The sequence below is a fragment of the Cobetia amphilecti genome, assembly GCF_032923285.1.
GTDB lineage: Bacteria > Pseudomonadota > Gammaproteobacteria > Pseudomonadales > Halomonadaceae > Cobetia > Cobetia amphilecti.
The window spans coordinates 327,268-353,532 of sequence record NZ_CP136695.1; the positions used below are offsets into that span (position 1 = coordinate 327,268).

Genomic DNA, 26,265 nt, shown 5'->3' on the forward strand with positions numbered 1-26,265 from the left:
ATGTTGTACTGCTACTGCTCTTTTGTGCCCTTTCCAGAAGGTTGTGTTCGTCATGCAGAACTCTTGACTACATGAAAGCGAGAACACCTCCTGGCCAGGCAAAATCCGTATTGGTGATTCGACGAAAGCGAATATTCAGCTACCACCTTCACAAGCATCATCTTCATAGAGCGATGTCATGCGAGCCATCGTGGTAAAGATCACTGTTGTATGACCTGGACACGCATATGGCCCCGTGAATATTGAGTGATACTTGCCGGTACCTGACTACTGGCCTGTTGTAGAAGCGTGGCGCTTCCCCCGATGCCTGTCTGCTGAATGCTGGCGCTTTGCCCAACACCTTGCTGAATGATCAGCGCATCATGATATTGGCCATGCTGAAGAATGCTGGCTTCATGCAGGGCACCCTCTTGCAGCGTATATGCCGTGTTTCCATTGCCATATTGATCGACCCCTGCTTCATTCAGGGCACCGCTCTGGTCAATCAATGAGGCGTTGCCATTGCCATGCTGAACGATCATCGCTGTGTTGTACGTGCCAGATTGCTCGATGACTGCCACTGAGTGGCTGCTTCCCAATTCGGAGGTGGTCGCCAGGTCATTGGCCAACACCCACAAGCTGAATGTCAGTGATGAGAAGAAAAGGCAGGCCTGTAGCATTCTTCTTTGTTGATGCTTTGCCGAAGCCATGGCGTGAGTCCATCCAGGTGACCGTCTAAGTGCTCTAACTATTGGTCTTTATCGAGGCCATCACCATCAGTCCTTTTCGGGTTTATGAGGGCTAGAGTTTGCTACTTATAATGTCTTGCCCAATAGCGGTGAGTAATGACAAAGGGTGGCCAGATTTTCAGCACCGCTCAGGGAGGTATTACTGTTGACGGTATTAGGCGCATGATATTTCATGCTTTGTTGTTTTATTTATTTCTTATGTTATGCGCCGATACGAAAAAGGCAGCCACCTCTTGTGAGGTGACTGCCTTTTGAGGGAAAGATAAACACCGCGAATACCACGATGCTCTCTACGGGGTCTTGAATGTGGGCTGGCTCTACAACATCGGGGTCGGGGCTTGCAGGTAATCCATCAGCTCTGATGTCTGAAGGCTCTCCGGGTCCTGGAGAACCCAGAGCTGACGTTCGACGCCTTGCGCAATCAAGTGAATCACGGCAGATTCGATGGCAGACATGACCGCCATCTGTACGGGTTCATTGCTGGTATACCCCGCTTCCATCTCCAGCAAGCGACTGAAATCGATGAAGCGATAGACGCCCGCCCTCAGCTCGCGTGAGTAGATTGTCTTGCTGGTATTGACGTTGGCGATGACCTGCCCCGTGGTGATATCGACAGCGCGCAGATTGACCGTCACCTGGTCCACCTGATACTGACCAGAGGCGCCGATCCCGAAGTATTCCGCGCCTGCTCCGCCTGTTCTGACATTGGAGTCGAAGGCAATGATGCCACCCTCGAACAGCAGGTTGGCGGCTTGCAACGCGGCAAGATCATTCTGGCCCGTGCGCTCCATGTTGGCGCGGATGATCTTGCGCTCTGTCAGCAGGTTCTGCAGTCCCACGCGCTCGAGGGGGATGAACCAGCCGGAGTCCGACAATGCGGCGCTCAGCATGGCGGCGCCGCCCTGGGTGACCGCCGTAGAGAAGGTACTGGCAGGGGCAGGACGGTACTGGCCCGTCTGGTCACGGAAGTCATAGATGGCGACCGGAATACGTCCGGCGGGAGGCGGCAGACTGATCAGGTCTTGATAGGTGGCGGTTCTTGGCATCAAGGTGCTGGGCACCCCTTCAAGACCCTGGGTATTGGCGACCATCGGCGCACAGCCTGCAAGCGCCAGGCTGGCAACGGCCAGCATGGGAGTGAGTATCTTCATTGGACGAAACCCTTCATCAGTAGCGGATCAGAATGTATTGCCTGATGTGCCGAGGTTGATGACGGTGGTTTCACCTGTGGCGCGGTCAAGCACCTGCATGGAGAAACCGCCATTGCCGTTGCTGACCACTTCAATGCGTAGCTGCGCACTGTCGATCACGCTGGAACGGCCGGGTTCCGTAGCTTCTACGGCGTCGGTGATGGCATCAGAGACCAGGCTGTTGCGCAGGTCATTGATGAAGATTTCGGTATCGGAGAGGCTATCGAAGGAGTAGGCATCAGGATCCTCATGGGTGTCCTGGGCCTGGGCCTTGCCAAGCAGGTAGCTGCCATTGAGAGGGTTGCCACCAAAACTCGGGTTGATGGGCTGATAGATGAGTTCACCGGCATATAGCGGCATCGCCGACAACAGCAACGACACCGCGAGTGTCTGATGCTTCATGATGTTCCCCTGTTCCCTTGCGTATTGTCAGGGTCTCCGTGACTGGAGCCCATTTATTATGTCGGTCTTCAATACATCAGAATTCGTCACCGGCCATGTCCGGGTCATTGCGCAGGGCTTCCATGACCTTGCGGCGCAGGAACTGGTCGGAGACGCTTGATACGGCGGCGCTGGCATACATATCCACGTCATTCAGGCGCGGAGGGAGCGTCGCTTCATACAGAACGTTGTTGCCTTCGGTGATCCAGATGAGGCTGCCCCAGCGTGCTGAGGGGCGTTCATGGATGCTGAGGGATGTGTTGCGGATGGCCGGGCTATCGAGGCGTTGCTGGCTGAACTGGCGGAAGAAGGTCTTGCCGATCATGGTCATGGTGCGATCGATCATCACGCCGCTGAGACCGTCGGAGAGCGTGGGGCGAGCGCGCTGGATGGCGACCCCATCTTCCCCCTGACGGCGAGCCTGCTGCTTTTCACTGGCAACGGATACCTCGGGTCGCACCGCCTCCGGCGCGGATTGCGCGAAGGCGGGCGACAGACTGAAGCATGTCAGTCCCCAGGCGACCACCTGGCGGCTTGTCATGCCCCGACCGTTCACGACATCTGTGCTCTGCGAGCGATGCGTGGGGTGCGCGAGACAGGCATTGCCAGGTTCTGACGTGCCCAGTTCATGGCCTGAATGCGGTTATGCACCTTGATCTTGCGGAAGATATTGTAGAGATGTGACTTGACCGTGTGTTCACTGACGAACAGCTGGTCAGCAATCTCGGTATTCGAGGCACCCGTGCCCAGCAAGCCGATGATTTCCACCTCACGCTGGGTCAGACCACAGACCGGGCGATAGGCGTTGAGCTGCTGACGGCGATAGAAATCCAGCAGGCGGGTCATCAGCGGTCGGGACATCCACATGTCGCCTTCCAGCAGTTTCGCGATGCCCTTGCTGATCAGTGAGAGGCTGTCCTGTCGGTAGAACACGCCTTGAAGATGGGTGCTGACCAGCAGGCTGGCAGCTTCCTCTTCATCACTGATGTTGATAGCGGCCAGCTCTGCGCTGGCATCCTGGCTGGCATCTGCATCCCAGCGTTGCATCGTGCCTTCATCGACGTGGTCGGTGTCCAGCAGCACTATCGTTCTTTCTGCCTGCCCGGGTGTGTAATCCTCGTCGGGGCTTGCGGAAGCCACCTGACACTCAAGCTGCTGGCGAATGTAATCCATGAAAAGCGCTGACTGCGGATTGCAGTCAGTCACCAGCAGCACCATTGCGTTCCCTGTAATCATGGTGCGAGACCTCTGAGTTGTCGTACCGATTTTTCTTGGCGGAGCCATATCTGAAGTGTGGTTGGGTGAGTCGTGTAGCACTGCACTCATTCACGTCGGGCATTACGCGCTGAGCACCTTTATAGGATTGCGCGATAGTGGGGATAAGGCAACCTCTAATCAGCACTTGCTAAAATAACCAGTTTATCCTTCCCCTCCAGTCCTGATTTGACCCAGAAAAAGAATAGGAAAAACAGTACGTAAACCTGATGAAAATAGCGCTGGTCATGATGACCCTTCTCGAGAGTGCAATGAAAACCAGACCTTTGCGCTTTTTTTACCAAGCTTTCCACTGGTTCAAAGGTACCATGAATCTAATGCTGGGAGGCGTCTCTTTAATGTCATTATGTAACCGGGCTTGTCTTTTTGTATCTCTTGATTCGAAGGGTGTCAGGAATGCGACGCGGCTCTGAGCATGAGCCATTTCACCCTTGATAAGTGAAGCGTTTACTACGCGTAGCCGGCGTGGGACATGCTCTGCTGCGGTGATGACCCCAAGGCTCCATCTCCTGGTGGCAGTACTCTTCCAGCGTCATCTGGGCCTCAGGATTCCGGCTCCGTCGTGCGCTTGGGGATGTAAAGGTTGAGATGCTCATGGGCCCACTGGATCGCCTGATGACGGTTGTGGACTCTGATCTTGCGAAAGATGTTATATAAATGAGACTTCACGGTGTGCTGGCTCAACATCAATCTATGCGCGATATCTGCATTACTTTGCTGTGACGCTATGAGTGACAATATTTCCAGTTCTCGTTGTGTCAGTCCCATGACAGGCTGGAAGGCAATCTGTTGTTGTTGACGATAATGACGAATCAACGTCTGCATGATATTGCGAGTCAGCCAGTTTTCATTCTCGAGTATCTTGCCGATACCCTTGCTGATTTGTTCAAGGCTGTCCTGGCGATAGAAGATCCCGCTGAAAGGAATATTCAGAAGTAGTGAGATGGCATCGTCTTCATGTTCGACATTGAAGGCAGCGATCTTGTCTATATGGCTCCATCGCATCATCTGGGCCAGACTGCACTGGGTGCTGTCGATCAGCACCAGGCAGGGAGATGACGGAAGTGGGGCTTCATGGTGGCAGGCCTCGACGACACATTTCAGTGTCTCTTGCAGGTACTCGACGAACAGTTCGGTCTGCGGTGAAGGGCTTGTCACGAACAGGACTCTGGTAGCAGTCATGGGGCGCTCCTGTCGCAAGCGTTTGGGGGGCTCATCATCAGCAGGCTGAGGCGGAGACATGAATCCACGGTGATTCGATGGTTGTCTTGAAGTCTAGTCGAGTGACACCTGGGGGCTGGCGCTGCGCATAGTGTTAGATGGCATAACGCACATTTCTTTTATTTCCCACTTAAAGGCTATACAAAACATCGAGTTACGGGATTTTTTCGGTTGATGTTTACTTGCTTGAGCCGCGAGGCACAGACAAATCCTGCACAGGCATTAGCCCGCGCTGAGGCAGATAGCCTGTATCGGCCTGTCAGTCATCAAGTTGAGCACATGAGTGACATCGGCCCATGACATCATGGATCTCAGTCGTGCCTGGCGCAGACCCCTCGCGTGTACGCACCGGACTCACGCGCTAGAATGGGGTGCTGCAAGCGCCTTGCCCGTGTGACTCACACGCGGCCGCATTCTCGTTGTTCCTATCCCGGAGATTCACATGTCCGCTTCTTCTCTCGTACTGGCCAGTGGCAATGCCGGCAAGCTACGTGAATTTTCCCACCTGCTCGCACCGCTGGGGATCGAACCGATGCCTCAAGGGCAGCTGGGAGTGAGTGACGCCGAAGAGACAGGGCTGACCTTCGTCGAGAATGCGTTGATCAAGGCGCGCCACGCCGCAGAGGTCACCGGCCTGCCGGCGCTGGCAGATGATTCCGGGATCGAAGTCGATGCGCTGGGCGGGGAACCGGGCATCTATTCCGCACGCTTTGCCGCGCGGCGTCAGCAAGGTAGCGGTGATGGTGACAACAACGCCGCCCTGTTGGCAGCGCTTGAGGGCGTGCCTGAGCAAGCGCGTACGGCGCGCTACTGGTGCGTGCTCGTCTATCTGCGCCATGCAGCAGACCCGGTGCCGACCATCGTACAGGCCAGTTGGGAGGGGCGTGTCCTTGACGCGCCACAAGGCGAGGGTGGCTTCGGCTATGACCCGCTTTTCTGGCTGCCGGAACATGGCATGACCGCCGCGGCCCTGGATGCCGAGACCAAGAACCGTCTCAGCCACCGGGGACGTGCGATGCAGCAGTTGCTCGAGGCGCTTGCCGCGCAGAGCGGTCAGGCGTGATGTCCGCCGCGAACCTGCCGCCTCTGTCGCTCTATATTCACGTGCCGTGGTGCGTGCGCAAGTGCCCCTACTGTGACTTCAACTCCCACGGGGTCGGGCGTGATGCCGGCTTGCCTGAAGAGGAGTACATCACGGCGCTGCTGGCCGATCTCGATCAGGACCTGCAGTTGCTGCAGGGCCAGCCCGAGCGTGAATTGCACAGCATCTTCATCGGCGGCGGCACGCCGAGTCTGCTGAGCGGGGCGGCTTACCAGCGACTGTTCGATGGCCTGCGGGCGCGCATGACGTTCTCTGCCGACTGCGAGGTCACGCTGGAGGCCAATCCCGGCACGCTGGAGCAGGGCCGCTTTGCCGCCTATCGCGCCGCCGGCATCAATCGCTTGTCATTGGGCGTGCAGACCTTCCAGCCGGAGCAGCTCGAGGTGCTGGGGCGCATCCACTCCGCTGAAGAAGCCGGGCGCGCGGTGGCCAGCGCACGGGCGGCGGGCTTCGACAATTTCAATATCGATCTGATGCATGGCCTGCCGGGCCAGACATTGGAGACGGCGCTGGATGATATCCGGCGTGCCCTGGCACTCAAGCCGACCCATCTGTCCTGGTATCAATTGACGCTGGAGCCGAATACCGAGTTCTATTCGCGCCCGCCGGTACTGCCGGAAGATGACCTGCTGTGGGATATCCAGGATCACGGTCACGCCGAGCTGGAGGCTGCCGGTTTCCGTCGTTACGAGATTTCCGCCTATGCCCTTGAAGGGCGCAGCGCGCGTCATAACCTCAATTACTGGAAATTCGGTGATTACCTGGGCATCGGAGCAGGCGCGCATGGCAAGTTGACGTTGTTGAAGACCGACTCGGCTGGGAACTTGAACGGCGAGTTGCAACTCCAACGCCGTTGGAAAAGTCGTCAGCCTGAAGCGTACTTGCGCAGGATGCAGGACCCTCGCGGGTTCGTGGCGGGTCAGCAGGAAATTGACCGCGATGAGCTGGCGCTGGAGTTCATGATGAATGCACTGCGCTTGACCGGGGGTGTCAGCTTCGAGGATCTGCGTCGCACGACCGGGCTGGATCGCGAGGCATTGGAGCCGGGCCTGAGCCAGGCGCGCGCGCGCGGGCTCATCGTTGAGGATGACGTGCTGTTGCGCGCCACGCCCCAGGGCTTATTGTTCCTCAATGACCTGCTGGCCATGTTCGACACCTGATTGATCAGGCATTATCGGAGGCATGACGATTATTTGCGCAATTGTCGTCTTGCCTTTAATGAGTGTGTAGATAGGGAGCGTTACCATGAAGAAGTCTGTACTCCTGGCCCTGCCGTTGGCAGCCGCCGTCGCGATGGCGGGTTGTTCCACGACCAACCCGTATACCAATGAGCAGCAGACCTCCAGTGCGGCGAAGGGTGCCGGCATCGGCGCGGTCGTCGGCGCAATCGCCGGGGCGACCAAGAGTGGTAACCATCGTCTCGACAAGGCGCTGATCGGCGCTGCTGCGGGTGCCGCCGCGGGCGGTGGTATCGGCTATTACATGGATGTTCAGGAAGCCAAGCTGCGCGATCAGCTGCAGGGCACCGGTGTCAGCGTGACCCGTGTCGGCGACCAGATCATCCTCAACATGCCGTCCAACGTCACCTTCGGCTCCGACTCCAGCACCCTGTCCGGCCAGATTCAGCCGGTCATGGACGGCGTCATCACCGTGCTCAAGGAATACGACGAGACTCGCGTCAACATCGCGGGCTATACCGATTCCACCGGTGCCAGCAACTACAACCAGAACCTGTCCGAGCTGCGTGCCCAGGCTGTCGGCAACTATCTGGCCAGTGGTGGCATCGCCTTCAACCGTCTGAACATGCGCGGTTATGGTGAAGCCAGCCCGGTGGCATCCAACGACACCGCCTCCGGGCGCGCCCAGAACCGTCGCGTCGAGATCACGCTGACGCCGATGGAAAGCTGAGACCCATCAGCTGTCATGGCGACATGACGGTGAATGACCACGAGGCCTGCGCATTTGCGTGGGCCTCGTTGCTTGGCAAGCACGGCTTTTGGGGTGACAAGTGATCATCTCTGCTATCCTTCAGCCCCTTCGGCGGCCTTGTCTGGTTTTTCCTCTCGTCGCCGCCCCCCGATTTCTATCTGCTGCCTCGCTGGATGTGGCAGATATCGCCGTATCAAGGAGGCGCTCTTGCTCGCCTATCAGCACGCCTATCACGCTGGCAATTTTGCCGACCTGCACAAGCACCTGCTCGCCACCACCCTGGCCGAGCAGCTATTACGTAAAGAATCTCCCGTTACGTTTATCGACACTCACGCCGGTCGTGGCTGGTATCCGCTGGCGGCCCGCGAGACGGAACAGCTGCGCGAATACGAGCAGGGCGTTCTGCCGTTGTGGCAGGTGCGTGATCGCTGGTTGACCGATGCAGGTGAGCCGAAGTCTCCGTCAGCTGACAAGCCGCTGGCTCGCTGGCTGGCACGTCTGGCGGACATGCAGCCGGATGCCGCCAAGGGCAGCGCCAGCGAGCTGAGCGTCTATCCCGGTTCGCCCTGGTGGCTGAGCCAGTCGCTGCGCCGCGGCGATCGCCTGTTGGCCTATGAGCTGCATCCGGGCGAGATCTACCACTTCGATCAGGCCCCGGTGCAGCGTGACAGCCTCGGCAAGGTCATGCGTCGTCAGCAGGATGGTCTGTCCGGTCTGTTGGCGGCCGTGCCGGTCACCACGCCGCGCGTCGCCGTGCTGATCGACCCCAGCTATGAGCTGAAGAATGATTATCGTGATGTCGCCGAGGTCGTGGTCGAGACCCTGCGCAAGTCACGTCATGCCACCATCATGATCTGGTATCCGCTGCTGCCGGCGGGTCGTCAGCATGATCTGCTCGAGCGCCTCAAGAAGCATTCGCCGGCACCGATGTGGCGCAGTGAGCTGACGATCGATTCGCCGGAAGGCGAGCACGGCATGTACGGCTCCGGCATGCTGGTGATCAACCCGCCGTGGCAGTTCGATCGTCAGTTCTCCACCGCCATGCAGGAAGTGGTCGAGGTGCTCAAGGGCGCGTTGCCGGCTCCGCAGTCGGTTGCCGTCGAGCACAAGGGCCTGTGGTGGCTGTCGGAGGAGATCGCACGCGAACGCAACGAGCCCAAGCCGATGCCGCGTGAGCGCCTGCTGTCGCTGCGCAAGCTCAACCAGAAGGTCAAGCGCGACAGCGATGTCGAGGTGACCCAGGCCAAGCCCAAGCGCGAGAAGCTCAAGCGCGGTGAAGGCTGGGCCAAGCCTCGCGTGCGCAATGACAGTGCGACGCCCAAGGCCAAGGGCAAGCGCCATTCCGCGACTGCCAAGCCCAAGACCAGCATCAAGGCGCAGGTCAAGGATGAGGTGCATGGGCATTCCGCGCCGAGCCAGAAGCGCGTCAGCGAGAAGCCTGCCGAGCGCAAGTCGACGGCCGCTGTCGAGCCGACTCGTCCGCGTGGCAAGGGCGAGACGGCTGGCAAGGGGGCGGGCAAGGATTCTGCCAGCTGGAGCGACTGGTCCTCCAGCGTGCCAGGCAAGGGCCGCCGCGAAGGTTCCACGCGGGTCAGCATGCGCAGCACGCCGGCGATCGGTCGTGATGGTCAGGTCAACCCGAACAGCACGACCAAACTGCCCAGAAAGTACGCGGCCAAACAGCGTCCTGAAGACAACAAGGATGTCGGCAAGCCGCTGGATGCGCGTGAAGCGCGTGCCCTGCGTGAGAAGCAGGAAAGCAATGCCATGAGAGGCAAGGCTGCCAAGGGAGGCGCCAGCAAGGCAAATTCTGACAAGGCAGCCCCAGGCAAGGACAGCTCTGGCAAGACAGCGCCTGGCAAGACCACTTCTGGCAAGACAGCGCCTGGCAAGACACAGGGCAACAAGCCTCGCGGCCCGCGCAAGCCGTGATGACAGGTGTGAATGCAGAACGCTGAGTGCCATATCAAGAGCTCGGACTGACAATGCCCCCATAGGCCATGCCTGTGGGGGCGTTTGCATTGTGGGGCGTCTAGATCACGGGGTCGTTTGCATCGTGGGGCGTTTGTATTGTCGAGGATGTTGGCCTGCCTGATCAGTGCGCGATGTCTTCTCGCCATAGCCGCCGATAGAGGCCGGGTTCTGCCATCAGGGCATCATGGGCCCCCAGCTGGGTGATGCAGCCCTGTTCCAGCACCAGCAGGCGGTCCGCATCGCGTACCGTGGCAAGCCGGTGTGCCACCACGATCAAGGTCACTTCGCCACGCAGCTCATGTAGTGCCTGCTGCAACAGGGCTTCGGTATGGCTATCGATGCTGGCGGTGGCCTCATCCAGCAACAGCACGCGTGGTGTCGTGACCAGTGCGCGTCCGAGCGCCAGCAATTGGCGCTCACCCGTGGAGAGACTGAGGCCGCGCTCGCCCAGCAAGGTGTCGAGCCCCAGCGGCAGACTATCGACCAGCGGCGCCAGATGCGCTTTGTGCAGAACCCGTGACAGGTGCTGCTGGCTGATCTCACGCCCCAGCAGCAGGTTGTCGCGCAGTGTCGTGGCGCGGATGAAGGGCTCCTGCGGGACGACGGCTATCGCGGTAGCGCGTTGTTGAGCCGACCACTCCATCAGCGGACGACCATCCAGCAGCAGCTGAGACGCCGGGGCAGGGCGCTGCCCGCTGAGCAGATCGAGCAGGGTGGACTTGCCGCTGCCCGTCGGGCCGACCACGCCGAGAAACTCACCGCTCTCGATGGCAAGCGTCAGGCCATTGAGGGCCGGACCCTCCGCACCTTGGTGGTGGAAGGTCAGCTGCTCGAGCTGATAGTGACCACTCGCTATCACGGTGTTGTCCGTGTGCCCACGCGTGGCTGCCTGCGCGGCGCGCGTGTCTGGCTCAGGCGTCTCGCGTGGCCGGTCCAGCACCTCTTCCAGCCGGCCAGTCGCCACCAGCGCCGACTGGAAGACCTGCAGTCGCTGCGTGATCTGGATCAGGGGCTCGCTGATGCGCCCCAACCAGGCGATGAACGCGTAGAGCACTCCCAGTTCCGCACCGCCTCCCAATTCGCGCAGCCCGAACACGGCGACCAGCGAGAGCGTGATCAGCATCGCCATCAGGTCGATGGCCGAACGCAACAGCAGCCCCGACACACGCACCGTGCGCATGCGCGCCTGATACTGGGAGACGTTGAGGTGGTGATAGCGCCGACTGAAGCGTTCGGTCTGGTCGCTTGCCTGCAGCACACTCATGCCGCCGATCGCCTCGGCGATTCTGGCATTCTGCAAGGCACGCAGGCGGCGTACCTCGCGTGCAGCGCGCCCGGAGAAGCGCTGATACAGCCAGATCATGCCGATGGAGAGCGGGACCAGCGCCGTCGCGATCATCGCCAGGGTGCCATCCATCAGGGCCATCGCCGACAGGATGCCGATCAACAGCACCACATTGCCGATCAGTGTCGCCAGCACCCCGATATACAACTCCTTGAGCGACTCGGTGTCGTTGGTCACGCGGGCCACCAATTCACCAGCAGCGATATTGTCGAGGGTCGATAGTGGTTGATGCAGCAGGTGTGTGAAGACTCGCTCACGGATATCGCGCACGCTGGCGAGGGCCAGGCGGGCAAAGCGCAGCTGCTGGAAATAGCGTCCGGCGGCGGCGCCCAGCTGGGTGATCACGTAGATGGCCACCAGTCCTGCCAGAGCCTCGGGAGCGAGGTTGCCGGGAATCAGGTAGTCATCCAGATAGCGCTGGGTCAGCCAAGGGCCAAGCACATCCAGTACGGTCGCCGCGATCAGGATCAACAGCGCGCGCAGGACCTCTGCGCGGCGCCTGCCCAGCGGTTGCCAGAGCAATGCCAGTCGCCGTCGGCTGAGCAGGCGAGTGCCGCTGAGGGTGTCGGGTCGTGTCGCGGCATCGTGGCTCATGAGCGCTCCGCCTTGGCATCGTCTTCGCGGTTGACCTGCTGGGCCTGCCATAGGCGCCAGTAGGCGCCGCGGGCGGCCAGCAGACTGGCGTGATCGCCCTGTTCCAGGATGCACCCGTCCTCGAGCACCAGAATCTGCTGGCAGGCCTGCACGGCAGACAGACGATGGGAATTGATGATCAGCGTGCGCTTGAGGCCGTGGTGATCGGGTTGCTGCAGGCGCGCGAGAGTCTTCAGCAGGGTGCGTTCGGTGACCTGGTCGACCGCCGACAGTGTATCGTCCAGCAGCAGGATCGGCGCCTCGCTGAGCAGGCTGCGTGCCAATGCCAGCCGCTGACGCTGGCCACCGGAGAGTGTGATGCCTCGCTCACCCACCAGCGTCTCCAACCCCTGGGGAAGGCGGCGCAGATCTTCCTCGAAGGCTGCCGCGCGCAGCGCCTCTCGAATTCGCTCGTCAGAGGCCTCGGGGCAGGCGAGGGCGACATTGTCGGCTACCGAGAGCGCAAACAGGAACGGGTCCTGGGGGACCAGTGAGAACTGCTGGCGCCAGGCCGATAGTGTGTACTCACTCGCTTCTCTGCCGCCGAGCGTCAGGACCCCTTGCTCAGGCGTCAGAGGCCAGCTGCGCGACAGCAGACGCAGCAAGGTGGACTTGCCACTGCCGGTCGCGCCGACGATCCCCAGACTGCCCCCTGCCGCCACCTGCAGGGAGAGGGGCCCCAGAGCACGTTGCTGGCTGCCCGGGTAGTGGAATTCATTGATCTCAAGGCGTAGTGAATGGTCACTGACCTTGTCCAGGGTGCCGCTATCTTCAAGGGCTTGTGGCGCGGCGTGGAAGGTGGCCAACCGCCGTGCGGCTGCCGCGCCGCGCTGCAGGATATTCAGGCACCAGCCAAGCGCGAACATCGGCCAGATCAACTGCGCCAGATAGAGCGTGAAGCTGGTCAGTTGGCCCAGGGTGATGGCGTCATCCAGATAGCGCCAGCTACCCACGCCCAGCGTCAGCAGCGTCGCCGCCGAGAGCGCAATGAACACCACCGGATCAAAGGCCGCCTCCAGCTTCTGGACGCGATAATCGACGGCTTCGGCGGCGGCGGCACGCTGCGAGAATCTTGCGCCTTCATCCTCCAGCAAGGCATGGCTTCTGAGCATGCGAATGCCGGCGAAGGCTTCCTGGGTCTGGTCATTCAGGTCCGAGAAGCGCTCCAGCGATTCGCGGAAACGCTCTCCGATCCGTCGCGAGATGCGTGCGAAGGCCCAGGCCATGAAGGGGAAGGGCAACAGGGCGAGCAGCGTCAGCGGCACATCGATGGCGATCAGCATGATGCCGAGCACCAGCACGAAGGTCATGGCGCCATCGACGCTGGACAGCACGCCTTCCGCGGCGGCCATCTCCACGGCATCGATGTCCTGACTGGCGTGCGCCATCAGGTCTCCTGTGCGGTGGCGCTGATAGAAGCCGGGGTCCAGGCGCGTCAGCTTGGCATGAAAGGCATCACGCTGTTCCGTCCCCAGCTGATAGGCGGTGCCGAATAGCGTCACGCGCCAGGCATAGCGCAGCGCATAGAGCGCGAGCCCCGCGCCTACCAGCCACAACAGGCGGCTCAGCAAGGCGTCGTGGTCGAGGCTGCCATCACGCAACGCATCGATGGTGGCGCCGATCGCCCACGGCAGCAGCAGATTCAGCCCCGCGACCCCGATCAGGAACGCGATGGCCAGCAGATAGCGGGGCCAATGGCGGGTGAAGAAGTCGAGCAGCAGGTGGCGCAACGGGGCCTCGGGGAGAGGCCCGGTAGTCAGCTCGGCGGCGGGGGCCGGCGGGGGAGAGGCACTGGAGTCACGGGACTCGCGATGGGCATCCTGCGGTCTGTTCGATGTCGCGCGTCCCGCCATGTCGGCTCCCGGTCTGCCCCTGCCCGCCTCCGCCACTCGGAGGGGTCGGCAGAGGCAGTATAACGAGAGGGAGACAGCCAGACGCAAGCACTGTCGGCAAGAGAGCCCGCCTGCGGGCGGGAGTCAGCTCGGCGCGATCACCTCGGTGCGATCACTTGCCGATGCAGAAGCTGCCGAAGATTTCCCCCAGCAGGTCATCGGCGGAGAATTCGCCGGTGATCTCGGACAGCGCCATCTGGGCGGCGCGCAGGTCTTCGGCCAGCAGTTCGCCGGCGCCGGCGCCATGCAGCTGGGCGTCGCCGTTGTCGAGGGACTCGCCAGCGCGTTCCAGCGCATCCAGGTGGCGGCGGCGGGCGCTGAAGCGACCCTCTGCCGTGCCGGTGAAGCCCATGATGTCCTTGAGGTGATCGCGCAGCGCATCGAGGCCCTGATTGTCGCGCGCCGAGATGCGCACCACGCTGGCCTGGTGGCGTGCCTGCTCGGCATCGCCATCCTGCGTTGCGGTGATGGCGGTCAGCCCGGGCGTCTCGCCGCTGGTGTCGATCTTGTTGCGGACCAACGTCAGGCGGGACGGGTCCGGCAGGCGCGCGACGAATTCCGGCCAGATTTCCATCGGGTCCGTCGCCGAGGTGGTCGCGGCATCGACCAGCAGCAGGACGCGGTCCGCCTTCTCGATCTCGTCCCAGGCGCGCTGCACGCCGATGCGCTCGACGGCGTCCGGCGTGTCGCGCAGCCCGGCGGTATCGATGATATGCAGCGGCATGCCATCGAGATGGATGTGCTCACGCAGCACGTCGCGGGTGGTGCCTTCGATATCGGTGACGATGGCGGTGTCCTGCTCGGTCAGCGCATTGAGCAGGCTCGACTTGCCGGCATTCGGGCGGCCGGCGATCACCACCGTCATGCCTTCGCGCATCAGGGCGCCCTGGTTGGCAGCGGCTCGCACGCCCACCAGCTCGGCCTTGACCTCATCGAGGCGCGCCGCGACATGGCCGTCGGCCAGGAAGTCGATTTCCTCTTCGGGGAAGTCGATGGCGGCCTCGACGTAGATGCGCAGCTCGATCAGGCGCTGCACCAGCGCGCTGACGCGCGTCGAGAACTCGCCCTTGAGCGAGCGCAGCGCATTCTCGGCCGCCGCGCGTGAGCTGGCGTCGATCAGGTCGGCGATGGCTTCGGCCTGGGCGAGATCCAGCTTGTCGTTCAGGAAGGCGCGCTCGCTGAATTCACCGGGGCGTGCCAGACGTGCGCCCAGCTGCACGCAGCGCTCCAGCAGCAGGTCCATGATCACCGGGCCGCCGTGCCCTTGCAGCTCCAGCACGTCCTCGCCGGTGAAGGAATTCGGGCCCTGGAAGTAGAGCGCGATGCCTTCATCGAGGGCGATGGGATTGCCCTGGGTATCCAGTCCCATGAAGGGACCATAGTGGGCGCGGCGTGCCGGCGGGCATTGGCCCAGCATGGCCTGGGCGATGGCCTGACAGGCCGGACCGGAGACACGGATGATGCCGACGCCACCACGGCCGGGCGGAGTGGCCAGGGCCGCGATGGAGTCAGGCTGGTAGGCGGTAGACATGCACAATCCTCGGGCGCGAAGCCGGAATGAAGATGAAGATGAAGGAGATGGCGGCTATTGTCGCGGCTGGAGGCCCGTGACAGCAAGCGGGGTGACGGGAAAGGCGCCTTGCGGCGGGAGTGTCGGCGCAGCCCCCGGAATCAGGGCCCTGAAACGCCACGACCCCCGCCGAGGCGAGGGTCGTGGGTGAGTCATGTCAGGCGAACCTGAAAGGCATCATGCGCCTTTCTTGGTTGGCTCGGCATTCTCGATCTGACGGGTGATGACGTACTGCTGAGCGATCGACAGCGTGTTGTTGACGATCCAGTACAGCACCAGACCTGCCGGGAACCACAGGAAGAAGAAGGTGAAGACGATCGGCAGCATCTTCATGATCTTCGCCTGGGTGGGGTCCGGAGGCGTCGGGTTCAGCTGCTGCTGGATGAACATCGTCAGGCCCATGATGATCGGCAGGATGAACAGCGGGTCCTTCACTGACAGATCCTGGATCCACAGCATGAACGGCGCGTGGCGCAGTTCGACGGATTCCATCAGCATCCAGTACAGGGCGATGAAGACTGGCATCTGGATCACGATCGGCAGACAGCCCCCCAGCGGATTGATCTTCTCCGTCTGGTAGAACTTCATCATCTCCTGGGAGACCTTCTGGCGGTCGCTGCCGTACTTCTCCTTGATGCGCTGCATCTCGGGGCCCATCTTGCGCATCTTGGCCATCGAGCGGTACGCGGTCGCGGACAGCGGGAACAGCACGACCTTGACCAGAACGGTCAGCAGGATGATGGAGGCACCCCAGTTGCCGACCAGCGCGTGGATGTGCTCCAGCAGCCAGAACAGCGGGTTGGCCAGGAACCACAGCCAGCCGAAGTCGACGACCAGTTCCAGGTAGGGAGCGGTCGCTTCCAGCTGGTCCTGATCCTTCGGGCCGACGAACAGGGTCGCGCCGAGCTCAGCCTGCTGGCCCGCGGCGATCTGGGTCGTCGGGCTCGCGAAGGCGGCGACATTGCGGTTCTGCTTGTCGACGTTGGCGTAGTAGAGGTTCTTCTGGTTGTCAGCCGGCACCCAGGCAGACACGAAGTAGTGCTGGATCATGGACACCCAGCCACCCTGGACGTCGACATTCTTGAAGCTGCCGTCCTGGATGTCTTCGAAATCGACCTTCTGGTAGTGGTTCTCTTCAGAAGAGAACGCCGCACCCAGATAGGACTTCATGCCCATGCCGCCACCGCTGGTCGGGTCCGCGCTGTTGTCACGGGCCAGCTGACCGATGAAGCGAGCATTGACCGGCTGCTGGGACTGGTTGTCCAGCAGGTAGTCGACCTTGATCTGGTAGCTGTCCTGGCTGACGGTGAAGCGCTTGATGACCGCAACACCATTGATGTCGGCCTTCAGGTCCACTTGCAGGTTGTCGTCACCCTCGGCAAGGGTGTAGCTGTTGCTGTCGGCAGAGAAGGCGATACGGCCCTTGTGGCCATCCAGCTGCAGGCCGGACTTGGCCACGTAGCTGCGTGACTGATTGTCGGACAGCAGCACGAAGGGCGACTCGGAAGCATTGTTCTGCTTGTGCTCGAGCAGCGCTGCATAGACCACGTCACCGCCCTGCGGATCGATACGCAGGTCCAGCACGTCAGTCTTGACTTCAATCAGGTTGTTGCTCGGGGTGCTTGCTGCGCTATCCGGCGTGGAGAGGCCGGTATCGCCATTGGCAGTCGTGCTGCTGCTTGGGGCTTCAAGGCCTTGCGCAGTGGCATTGGCGGCCTGAGAGGCAACCTGGGGAGCCTGTGTTTCCGCAGCCGGCTGGTCGTAGTCCTTGTTCCACTGGACCACCATCAGATAGGCGACAACCGCAAGCGGAATCACGAGGAGTAATCGTTTGACGTCCATGGTGTATACCCGTTGGAGGGTGAATCAATCTGGCGGGGAGTCAGATGAGTCCGGTCACGAACGGTAGGGCGTATAACGAAAAAAACGCCACATGCCGGACGCACCGGGCAGGTGTCGCGTCAGGCAGGTGGCGTTGACTTGGCCGCTTTCTGGCGTCTGGCGTCCTTCTCCAGACGAGCCCACATGCCGTCCAGCTGGCGATGCAGAGTCTCGTTGTCCAGCTCGGTCACGCCTCGCTTGGCCAGTACGACGATGTCGACGGCCGGAAGGCGCTGCTGGCGGAGGCGAATGGATTCGCGCGTCAGACGTTTGAGGCGGTTGCGATCTACGGCACGGCGCACGTTCTTCTTGCTGAACACCAACCCCAGGCGGGCATGTCCCAGGTCATTCGGACACGCCAGGGCCAGAAGCCCCTTGCCGTGTACCTTGAGGGTGGTGTGATCGAAGACGTGCCGGTAATCCCCGGCAGTCAGCAAGCGAAGCTGCCGGGGAAATCCCTGACGGGACATCCGGGCCTCGATCAGGCGCTCAGACGCTTACGGCCTTTCGCACGACGACGCTGGATGACCTCACGGCCACCTTTGGTCGCCATACGAGCACGGAAACCGTGTGTGCGCTTGCGCTTCAGGACGCTCGGCTGAAATGTGCGTTTCATAGCTGCTTCTTCCCACGTGGTTGTTTGGAAAAGGTCAACGAATGTTGCCCTGTATCCACATGAGGACAGGGCAGATTGGTCAGGGGCAGGGATTCTAGTGAATCTGCAAGTGGCTTGCAATGTCGCGTTGGAAGTTGTCCACAGCCCGTTCGCGGCATTTGACGACAGATATCGTCTACGCCGCCCGCCATATGGCGCTTCGTGTCTCACGCGGATCACGCGCAAGACAGGCCTTCGGGCACAAAAAAATTCGATTTGGCGTCCTTGAGCCTACAGGCACCGCTCGCCAGGCAAGCGATCAGCGCTTTTTCAGCGCTCAGTGGGGCTGAGTGATCGGCATCGCCCGCCATGGCGATGCACGGGAAGGCGCAAGTCCTGTGTTCGGTCGTGAGCCTCAAGGACTCGCGTTTCTGACGAGCGGTTGTGCACTCCCGACCCTGGCGTGTCAGGCGTGCCGAAAAGTCGCAGTGGATAACCCGGGATTCTGTCGGCGCGATCGCAGCCCCTCGCACCTCGCGTGATTCGAAGATCGCGGGGCTGCTGTCATTACTACAGAGAAGTAGTTCTGAATAACCAATAACTATTAAGGAAGGCAGTTGCTGTGGATAACCTGTTTTTTCCTATCTTGCTCAATTGCATGTCGATAGGACAGCTCTGGCGATAAGTGGTGGGCAACCTGCGTTCAGCCTGTGCATGGCCATGTGCATAACTGTCGTCTTGTCCACAGTCGAAATCTTGTGCGCGGATACTCCCCAGCCTGTCCCGATGCGGATACTTGAAGAATACCGATGTTGTCCACAGTGCTTTTTGCGGCAGATGTCGTGTGGATAACTCGTGGCTTGGCCTATACAATGGCCGCCCCTTCGACAACTGGATGTGAGGTCGCGTGTCGCTCGCACTTTGGCAACAATGTCTTGACGCCCTGCAAGACGAGCTGAATTCACAGCAGTTCAATACCTGGGTTCGTCCCCTGCAGGCTGAGGAAGGCGACAGCGGAGAGCTGTGCCTGCTCGCCCCCAACCGCTTCGTGCGTGATTGGGTCAATGACAAGTACCTCAAACGAATTCACGAGCTGCTGCGTGAGCTGGCACCGGGCAAGCCGCCCAAGGTCGAGCTGAGCGTCGGTAGCCGCCGGACCGTCTCGAACCCGCGTCCGGAAGGCGCGGCTGCGTCGCCGGTATCTGCCCAGGCGCAAGCGCCGGGCCAGATGCCGAGCCCGCGTGCCCCTTCCGTGCATACGCCGCCGCGGGGCAATTTCGCGGAAGAGCGTGAGATGGCCGGCGATGGCGCCCGGGAACAGGCGCCGCGTCGCAACACGCGCCAGGTGCAGGTAGAAGGTAGCCTCAAGCATTCCAGTGGCCTGAATCCGAACTTCACCTTCGAAACCTTTGTCGAAGGCAAGTCCAACCAGCTGGCCCGCGCGGCCTCGCGTCAGGTCTCGGAGAACCCCGGCGGCGCCTACAACCCGCTGTTCCTGTATGGCGGCGTGGGTCTGGGCAAGACCCACCTGATGCACGCGGTGGGCAATCATCTGGCCAAGCAGGGCGGCGAGAATGCCAAGGTGGTCTACCTGCATTCCGAGCGCTTCGTGGCGGACATGGTCAAGGCGCTGCAGCTCAATGCCATCAATGACTTCAAGCGTTTCTACCGTTCGGTGGATGCGCTGCTGATCGATGACATCCAGTTCTTCGCTGGCAAGGAGCGCTCCCAGGAGGAGTTCTTCCACACCTTCAATGCGTTGCTCGAGGGTGGTCAGCAGATGATCCTGACCTCGGACCGCTATCCGAAGGAGATCAATGGGGTCGAGGAGCGTCTCAAGTCACGCTTCGGCTGGGGACTGACCGTCGCCATCGAGCCGCCGGAGCTCGAGACGCGCGTCGCGATCCTGATGAAGAAGGCCGATCAGGCCAAGGTCGATCTGCCTCACGATGCCGCCTTCTTCATCGCGCAGAAGATCCGCTCCAACGTGCGCGAGCTGGAAGGTGCCTTGAAGAAGGTCATCGCCGACTCCCACTTCATGGGCCGCGCGATCAATCAGGACTTCATCCGTGAATCCCTGAAGGACCTGCTGGCACTGCAGGACAAGCAGGTGGGTGTGGACAATATCCAGCGCACCGTGGCCGAGTACTACAAGATCAAGATTTCCGATCTTCACTCCAAGCGCCGCTCGCGTTCCGTCGCCCGTCCGCGTCAGGTCGCGATGGCGCTCGCCAAGGAGCTGACCAACCACAGCCTGCCGGAAATCGGCGATGCCTTCGGTGGGCGAGACCACACCACGGTGCTGCATGCCTGTCGCAAGGTGGCTTCGCTGCGTGAAGAGAACGCCGATATCCGCGAGGACTACAAGAATCTGCTGCGTCTGTTGACCAGCTGATCGAATTGCAGCGGCAGGTCGGGTTGGCGACAATCACGCTATCGGCCTGCTGTGCTCCGGGCTTGCCTGTCGCGGCCCCGAATTTCTTTTGCGTGCGCGCTGCCTGTCAGCGAGCATTGCCCCGTTTCCAGAGAGTGGAGTCTCCATGAAATTTGCCATTTCGCGTGAAGCCCTGCTGCGCCCGCTGTCCCTGGTGGCGGGTGTCGTCGAGCGTCGCCAGACACTGCCGGTGCTGTCCAATGTGCTGCTTGAAGTGTCCGATCAGCAGCTGTCGCTGACCGGGACTGACCTTGAGGTCGAGCTGATCGGGCGCGTCGAGCCCAGCCGTGTCGATGAGCCGGGTTCCGCGACGGTGCCGGCGCGCAAGCTGATGGATATCTGCAAGTCACTGCCCGAAGGCAGCGAGATCATTCTCGCGCTGGAAGAAGGGCGTGCCATTCTGCGCAGCGGCCGTTCACGCTTCACCCTGTCGACCTTGCCGGTGGCCGAGTTCCCGAACATCGATGATGGCCAGGGCGATATCACCGTCAGCCTGCCGCGCGGCACCCTCAAGCATCTGATCGACGCGACCTCCTTCGCGATGGCGCAACAGGATGTCCGGTATTACCTCAACGGCATGCTGCTGGAACTGACCAGCAACCTGGTGCGTACCGTGGCGACCGATGGTCACCGCCTGGCCGTCTGTGAGCAGGCCGCTGACATCAGCGTGCCGGAAGCGCAGAAACTGATCATCCCGCGCAAGGGTATCCTTGAGCTGACTCGCCTGCTCGACGGCAGCAACGAGCTGATGACATTGACGGTCAGCGGGACGCACGTGCGTGCCCAGACCGGCGACTTCACCTTCACCTCCAAGCTGGTGGACGGCAAGTTCCCGGATTACGAGCGCGTTGTCCCGCGTGGCGGTGACAAGGTCATCGTGGCCGAGCGTGCCGAGCTGCGTCAGGTACTGTCGCGTACCGCGATTCTCTCCAACGAGAAGTACCGTGGCGTGCGCCTCTATCTGGAGGCAGGCAACCTGCGCGTGCTGGCCAACAACCCCGAGCAGGAAGAGGCCGAAGAGAATATTGCCCTTGATTATCAAGGGGCTGGCCTCGAGATCGGCTTCAACGTCGGTTACCTGATCGATGTGCTGGGAGTGCTGGATGCCGATCGCGTACAGCTGACGCTGTCCGATGCCAACAGCTCGGCGCTGCTGGAAGAGCCGGGTGGTGGTGATGCACGTTACGTAGTGATGCCGATGCGTCTGTAATATCGTAATTGCTATTTAAATCAGCATCTTGAATCGTAATTGTGACGCAATTGTCGCGCGGAATCGCAGAATGAGCCTCGACAACACCCGCCATTTTCACTCCTGAATGGCGGGTGTTGTCGTATTTGAGCCCCGAAGGCGGCCATGGCTCTTTTTCTCTATCGAATGAGGCCGTCATGGCGCTTGAACGACTCCAATTCCAGAATCTGCGCAACCTGGCGACAGTCGATATGGCGCCGGGAAAAGGGGTGAATCTGGTCAGTGGTGCCAATGGCAGTGGCAAGTCGAGCCTGCTGGAAGGTATCCATGTGCTGGGGCTGGCGCGCTCTTTTCGCACGCACAAGCTCAAGCATGCCATTGCGCATGACACGGCGGGAATGACGCTGTTTGGCCGCCTGGCAGGCGATCCGCCGCGCCCCCTGGGGGTAAGGCGTGATCAGGCTGCAGATGGGCTGGAGATGCGGCTGGATGGCGAGAAGGTCGAGCGAGTCGCCCAGCTGGCTCAGGCCTTGCCGTTGCAGCTGATCAACCCTGATGCCTTCCGGTTGCTGGAGGGTTCACCCTCTGCCCGACGTGAGTTTCTAGATTGGGGTGTGTTTCACGTGAAACACGACTTCTTCGACGTCTGGCGCCGCGTGCGTCGGGCGCTCAAACATCGGAACGCACTGCTCAGGCATGGTAAGATGGACGTTCAGGCACTTAACGTCTGGGATCGAGAGTTTGCTCACTGGAGCGAGCGTCTTGATGCCCTGCGCATGGAATATATGCAGGCGCTGGCGCCTCTGTTTCAAGCCACGCTTGCCGAGCTGATTGATTTACCCGAGCTGACTCTGCGCTATCAGCGCGGTTGGGATGCCAAGCGCCCTCTGGGCGACGTGCTGGCAGCAGGGCGCGACAGTGATAGCCATATGGGCTTTACCCAGACTGGCCCACAACGCGCCGACTTGCGTATTCGCCTGGGGCGACGCCCTGCAGTCGAGGTGTTGTCTCGCGGCCAGCAGAAGCTGGTGGTCAGCGCTCTCAAGCTGGCTCAGGGTCGCTTGCTCGAAGAAATGAACGGACGTACCTGTGTCTACCTGATCGACGATCTGCCGGCGGAACTGGATGGCGAGCATCGCCGTCTGTTCTGCCAGCTGTTGGCAGGCCTCGAGTGCCAGGTCTTCGTGACCTGCGTCGAACCCGAAACATTGGATCGGGTATGGTTGCCGAACACTGATGTCAGGATGTTTCACGTGGAACACGGGCGACTGCACACGGAATGATTTCACGACGGAGAAGCCAATGAGCGAACAGGCTTACGACTCATCAAGCATCAAGGTCCTCAAGGGCCTGGATGCCGTACGCAAGCGCCCCGGCATGTATATCGGTGATACCGATGACGGCACGGGGCTGCATCATATGGTGTTCGAGCTGGTGGATAACTCCATCGACGAGGCGCTGGCCGGTCACTGTAGCGAAGTCCGGGTCGTTATCCATGCCGACGAGTCAGTTTCCGTCAGCGACAACGGTCGTGGTGTGCCGACCGAGATCCATGAAGAGGAAGGCGTCAGCGCAGCGGAAGTCATCATGACCGTGCTGCACGCAGGCGGTAAGTTCGATGACAACTCCTACAAGGTTTCCGGCGGTCTGCACGGTGTGGGTGTCTCGGTCGTCAACGCGCTATCCGAAGAGCTCAAGCTGACCATCTGGCGTCAGGGCAATGTCCACGAGCAGATCTATCGCCATGGCGAGCCGCAGTCGCCGCTGGGCATCGTGGGCCAGACCGAGAAGACCGGTACCCTGGTGCGCTTCAAGCCTTCCCCGCTGACCTTTGCCAATATCGAATTCCACTACGAGATTCTGGCCAAGCGTCTGCGCGAGCTGTCCTTCCTGAACTCCGGTGTCGCCATCCGTCTGATTGACGAGCGCAGCGGCAAGGAAGAGCTGTTCCATTACGAAGGTGGCCTCAAGGCGTTTGTTGACCATATCAACACCAACAAGGCGCCCTTGAATCCGGTGTTCCACTTCGAGATGGAGCGCGAGGATGGCATTGCCGTCGAAGTGGCGATGCAGTGGAATGAAGGCTTCGCCGAGAATATCTTCTGCTACACCAACAATATTCCTCAGCGCGATGGCGGGACTCACCTGGCCGGTTTCCGTGCGGCACTGACGCGTACGCTCAATAACTATATTGAGGCGGAAGGTCTGCTCAAGAAATCCAAGGTCGGTACGACCGGGGATGATGCCCGTGAAGGTCTGACCGCGATCATCTCGGTCAAGGTACCGGACCCGAAGTTCTCCTCGCAGACCAAGGACAAGCTGGTCTCTTCCGAGGTCAAGACAGCCGTCGAGCAGGAAATGGGCCGTCTATTCTCCGAGTATCTGATCGAGAAGCCCAACGAAGCCAAGGGCATCGTCAACAAGATGCTGGATGCGGCGCGGGCGCGTGAAGCTGCGCGCAAGGCGCGTGATATGACGCGTCGCAAGGGCGCCCTGGATATCGCAGGCCTGCCGGGCAAGCTGGCTGACTGTCAGGAGAAGGACCCGAGTCTCTCCGAACTGTACCTGGTCGAGGGTGATTCCGCTGGTGGCTCCGCCAAGCAGGGGCGTGATCGTCGTACCCAGGCGATCCTGCCGCTAAAGGGCAAGATCCTCAACGTCGAGAAGGCGCGCTTCGACAAGATGCTGTCGTCTGCCGAGGTTGGCACGCTGATCACCGCGCTGGGTTGCGGTATCGGTCGTGAAGAGTTCAATCCCGACAAGCTGCGCTATCACTCCGTCATCATCATGACGGATGCCGACGTCGATGGTTCGCACATCCGTACGTTGTTGCTGACCTTCTTCTTCCGTCAGATGCCGGAGCTGATCGAGCGCGGTCATATCTTCATTGCCCAGCCGCCGCTCTACAAAATCAAGCGCGGCAAGCATGAGCAGTATCTGAAGGACGAGCAGGCGCTGCAGGACTATCTGACCGCTACGGCGCTGGACGGCGGCAAGTTGCATGTCAACGCTGATGCCCCGGGCATCGCCGGCGCTCAGCTGGAAGCACTGGTCAACCAGTATCGTGGCGTGATGAAGCGCATCGATCGTCTGGCGCGTGTCTATCCGTCTGCCGTGCTGCGCAAGATCGTGCACGCTCCGCATCTGGATGAGGCCGCACTCGCGGACCAGTCTCAGGTGCAAGGCTGGATCGATGGTCTTCAGAAGGAAATGGATGACCTGATTGCCTATGAGGGTGGCCCGCACTACAGCTTCACTCTCAGCCACGACGGCGAGCGCAACCTCTATCTGCCGGCGGTGACGCTGACGGCACATGGTGTCAGCAGCGATTACCTGTGGGATGTCGACTTCTTCAAGTCCGCCGACTACCGCGAGATGAGTGAGCTGGGCAACATGCTGGAAGGCCTGCTGGAAGCTGGCAGCTACGTCTCGCGCGGTGAGCGCAAGAAGGAAGTCGTCACCTTCTACGAAGCCCTCGACTGGCTGATGAAGGAAGCGGCACGTGGCTTCAGCATCCAGCGCTACAAGGGGCTGGGTGAGATGAACCCGGATCAGCTGTGGGAAACCACCATGGATCCGGAGTCCCGTCGCATGCTGCGTGTGACCGTCGAGGATGCGATCGGTGCCGATCAGATGTTCAACACCCTGATGGGTGATGAAGTCGAACCGCGCCGTGACTTCATCGAGCGCTTCGCGCTGGTGGCCAACCTCGACGTCTGATGGCGTTGAGCTAGCGCTTGGCGGATGTCTTGCCAAGCCGGGCTAGAAAAACGGCCCCTGATCTTCGATCAGGGGCCGTTTTTGCATGTGCGTGTTGCTGCAATCAGGGGCAAGGATAACAGCGAGGGGCAGGGCTCGGCTCGGTCACGACCGTGGAGGGGCGTCTCAGCCGGGCGTGTCGTCCTGATCGGTGCGTTGCTCGGCCAGCCACGCGGTGATTCGCTCTGCCGTGGTGGAGGACGTCGCAAGCCCCAGGTGATCGATTGTCTCGAGGACTTCCACCTGCGCCGCGGGGTGGTGGGGTTGCAGACATTGAGCAAGGCGCTCGGCATGAAACGCCTCGTCATGCTCGCCGATCAGCGCCAGCACTGGCACCTGATGATGGGCGAGCGCCTTGAGGTCACTTTGATAGTCGCGAGGATTGAGGCCCGTCATCAAGCGCCACGAGTAGGCGTCGGTGGTATGTGCATCGCGGTACTCTGGCGGGATATTGAAGCCAAGGACCTCAATATGATCCAGGCGATGGATGCCGAGCCGGTTCAGCAGCGCGCAGGCCAGCATCCGCGCGATGCGTGGCTGTGCCCAGCGCGAATCACGGCGCATGTTGGGCGCGAGATGATGCAGGTACGGTGCCAGCAATATCACGCCGTGCAGCGGAATGCTGGCACGCTGGCGCTGACAGACAGCGGCCGAGAAGCGCAGTGCCAGGCCGCCTCCGGCAGAGTGGCCAGCGACAATGACTCTGGCATCGACTGGTAGCTCAAGCGACAGGATCAGGTCCTCGAGATCCTCCTCGAGCTGGAGCAGGTGGTCGATGTCGCCACGTCGCTGCGGAGCTGGACCGTGGCCGCGCAAGTCCGGCGTATGCACATGATGACCGGCCTCAGCCAGGCGCGTTGCCAGCGATGCGAGATAACGGCTGTCAGCGCTGGAGCCATGCAGCAGGATGAGGTGTGAGCGGCCCCCTGACATGCCTGCTGCGGGATAATGGCGACAGCCCAGGCTGCTGTCATCGCGGCAGCGGTAGGGGGCGAGTTCATTCGGCGCTGACCACGCTTCCTTGTCTGCCAGGAAGGTCGTGAAATCAAAGGCATGGCTGCTGGAATCTGGCATTGGCTATACTCGCTCGGATGTCACGTCATGAAA

Annotated in this window: 21 protein-coding genes; 8 read left to right on the forward strand and 13 right to left on the reverse strand. The window is 61.0% G+C overall.

Going from position 1 to position 26,265, the window contains the following annotated elements; genetic code table 11:
* Positions 1-200: 200 nt before the first annotated feature.
* From R1T44_RS01460 to R1T44_RS01485, 6 genes are all read right to left on the reverse strand, one after another.
* The gene (locus R1T44_RS01460; protein ID WP_317292437.1) at positions 201-689 is read right to left on the reverse strand and encodes a hypothetical protein; all 489 of its coding nucleotides are present in this window, start codon (positions 687-689) and stop codon (positions 201-203) included.
* Positions 690-1,045: 356 nt separating this feature from the next.
* A complete protein-coding gene (locus R1T44_RS01465; protein ID WP_317292438.1) occupies positions 1,046-1,879 on the reverse strand; it encodes a CsgG/HfaB family protein in 834 nt (277 codons plus the stop codon).
* Between the two features lie 27 nt (positions 1,880-1,906).
* Complete coding sequence (locus R1T44_RS01470) at positions 1,907-2,320, reverse strand: curli assembly protein CsgF (protein ID WP_043331671.1); 414 nt, start codon at positions 2,318-2,320, stop codon at positions 1,907-1,909.
* A gap of 76 nt (positions 2,321-2,396) precedes the next feature.
* A complete protein-coding gene (locus R1T44_RS01475) occupies positions 2,397-2,900 on the reverse strand; it encodes a CsgE family curli-type amyloid fiber assembly protein (RefSeq protein ID WP_317292439.1) in 504 nt (167 codons plus the stop codon).
* Between the two features lie 11 nt (positions 2,901-2,911).
* Positions 2,912-3,595: a LuxR C-terminal-related transcriptional regulator gene (locus R1T44_RS01480; protein ID WP_043331668.1), complete on the reverse strand. Its 684-nt coding sequence runs from the start codon at positions 3,593-3,595 to the stop codon at positions 2,912-2,914.
* Between the two features lie 582 nt (positions 3,596-4,177).
* The gene (locus tag R1T44_RS01485) at positions 4,178-4,816 is read right to left on the reverse strand and encodes a LuxR C-terminal-related transcriptional regulator (RefSeq protein WP_052384307.1); all 639 of its coding nucleotides are present in this window, start codon (positions 4,814-4,816) and stop codon (positions 4,178-4,180) included.
* Between the two features lie 481 nt (positions 4,817-5,297).
* On the opposite strand from R1T44_RS01485, the gene rdgB reads away from it, so the two are divergent.
* The 4 genes from rdgB to R1T44_RS01505 all read left to right on the forward strand — a co-directional run bounded on the left by rdgB (position 5,298) and on the right by R1T44_RS01505 (position 9,818).
* Positions 5,298-5,918, forward strand: coding sequence for an RdgB/HAM1 family non-canonical purine NTP pyrophosphatase (gene rdgB, locus R1T44_RS01490; protein WP_317292440.1), 621 nt, complete (start codon positions 5,298-5,300; stop codon positions 5,916-5,918).
* Positions 5,918-7,117, forward strand: coding sequence for a radical SAM family heme chaperone HemW (gene hemW, locus R1T44_RS01495; protein WP_216061102.1), 1,200 nt, complete (start codon positions 5,918-5,920; stop codon positions 7,115-7,117). Before rdgB ends, hemW begins: the two co-directional genes overlap by 1 nt.
* Before the next feature lie 85 nt (positions 7,118-7,202).
* Positions 7,203-7,865: an OmpA family protein gene (locus R1T44_RS01500; RefSeq protein ID WP_043331663.1), complete on the forward strand. Its 663-nt coding sequence runs from the start codon at positions 7,203-7,205 to the stop codon at positions 7,863-7,865.
* A gap of 228 nt (positions 7,866-8,093) precedes the next feature.
* Positions 8,094-9,818 (forward strand): 23S rRNA (adenine(2030)-N(6))-methyltransferase RlmJ, encoded by a 1,725-nt coding sequence (locus tag R1T44_RS01505; protein WP_317292441.1) that lies wholly within the window; start codon positions 8,094-8,096, stop codon positions 9,816-9,818.
* A 163-nt stretch (positions 9,819-9,981) separates the two neighbouring features.
* On the opposite strand, the gene R1T44_RS01510 is transcribed toward R1T44_RS01505, so the two are convergent.
* The 6 genes from R1T44_RS01510 to rpmH form a co-directional block, all read right to left on the reverse strand.
* Positions 9,982-11,799, reverse strand: coding sequence for an ABC transporter ATP-binding protein (locus R1T44_RS01510; protein WP_317292442.1), 1,818 nt, complete (start codon positions 11,797-11,799; stop codon positions 9,982-9,984).
* The gene (locus R1T44_RS01515) at positions 11,796-13,691 is read right to left on the reverse strand and encodes an ABC transporter ATP-binding protein (protein WP_317292443.1); all 1,896 of its coding nucleotides are present in this window, start codon (positions 13,689-13,691) and stop codon (positions 11,796-11,798) included. Before R1T44_RS01515 ends, R1T44_RS01510 begins: the two co-directional genes overlap by 4 nt.
* A gap of 151 nt (positions 13,692-13,842) precedes the next feature.
* Entirely contained in the window at positions 13,843-15,261 is a 1,419-nt protein-coding gene (gene mnmE, locus R1T44_RS01520) for a tRNA uridine-5-carboxymethylaminomethyl(34) synthesis GTPase MnmE (RefSeq protein ID WP_317292444.1), read from the reverse strand.
* A 216-nt stretch (positions 15,262-15,477) separates the two neighbouring features.
* Positions 15,478-17,142, reverse strand: coding sequence for a membrane protein insertase YidC (gene yidC / locus R1T44_RS01525; RefSeq protein ID WP_279836550.1), 1,665 nt, complete (start codon positions 17,140-17,142; stop codon positions 15,478-15,480).
* 119 nt (positions 17,143-17,261) lie between these two features.
* Positions 17,262-17,651, reverse strand: coding sequence for a ribonuclease P protein component (gene rnpA, locus R1T44_RS01530; RefSeq protein WP_052384306.1), 390 nt, complete (start codon positions 17,649-17,651; stop codon positions 17,262-17,264).
* Positions 17,652-17,662: 11 nt separating this feature from the next.
* The gene (gene rpmH, locus R1T44_RS01535; RefSeq protein ID WP_043331656.1) at positions 17,663-17,797 is read right to left on the reverse strand and encodes a 50S ribosomal protein L34; all 135 of its coding nucleotides are present in this window, start codon (positions 17,795-17,797) and stop codon (positions 17,663-17,665) included.
* Positions 17,798-18,683: 886 nt separating this feature from the next.
* Here rpmH and dnaA point away from each other — a divergent pair.
* The 4 genes from dnaA (at position 18,684) to gyrB (ending at position 25,119) form a co-directional block, all read left to right on the forward strand.
* Positions 18,684-20,171 carry a chromosomal replication initiator protein DnaA gene (dnaA, locus tag R1T44_RS01540; RefSeq protein ID WP_043331654.1) on the forward strand — a complete coding sequence of 496 codons (1,488 nt, stop codon included), beginning with the start codon at positions 18,684-18,686 and terminating at the stop codon, positions 20,169-20,171.
* A gap of 145 nt (positions 20,172-20,316) precedes the next feature.
* A complete protein-coding gene (dnaN, locus tag R1T44_RS01545) occupies positions 20,317-21,420 on the forward strand; it encodes a DNA polymerase III subunit beta (protein WP_043331653.1) in 1,104 nt (367 codons plus the stop codon).
* A gap of 176 nt (positions 21,421-21,596) precedes the next feature.
* On the forward strand, positions 21,597-22,682 hold the full coding sequence (gene recF, locus R1T44_RS01550) for a DNA replication/repair protein RecF (RefSeq protein ID WP_153636738.1): 1,086 nt from the start codon (positions 21,597-21,599) through the stop codon (positions 22,680-22,682).
* A 19-nt stretch (positions 22,683-22,701) separates the two neighbouring features.
* Positions 22,702-25,119: a DNA topoisomerase (ATP-hydrolyzing) subunit B gene (gyrB, locus tag R1T44_RS01555; RefSeq protein ID WP_317292445.1), complete on the forward strand. Its 2,418-nt coding sequence runs from the start codon at positions 22,702-22,704 to the stop codon at positions 25,117-25,119.
* A 165-nt stretch (positions 25,120-25,284) separates the two neighbouring features.
* Here the strand turns inward: gyrB and R1T44_RS01560 are convergent, their stop codons facing one another.
* Complete coding sequence (locus R1T44_RS01560; RefSeq protein ID WP_317292446.1) at positions 25,285-26,232, reverse strand: alpha/beta hydrolase; 948 nt, start codon at positions 26,230-26,232, stop codon at positions 25,285-25,287.
* Positions 26,233-26,265: the final 33 nt, after the last annotated feature.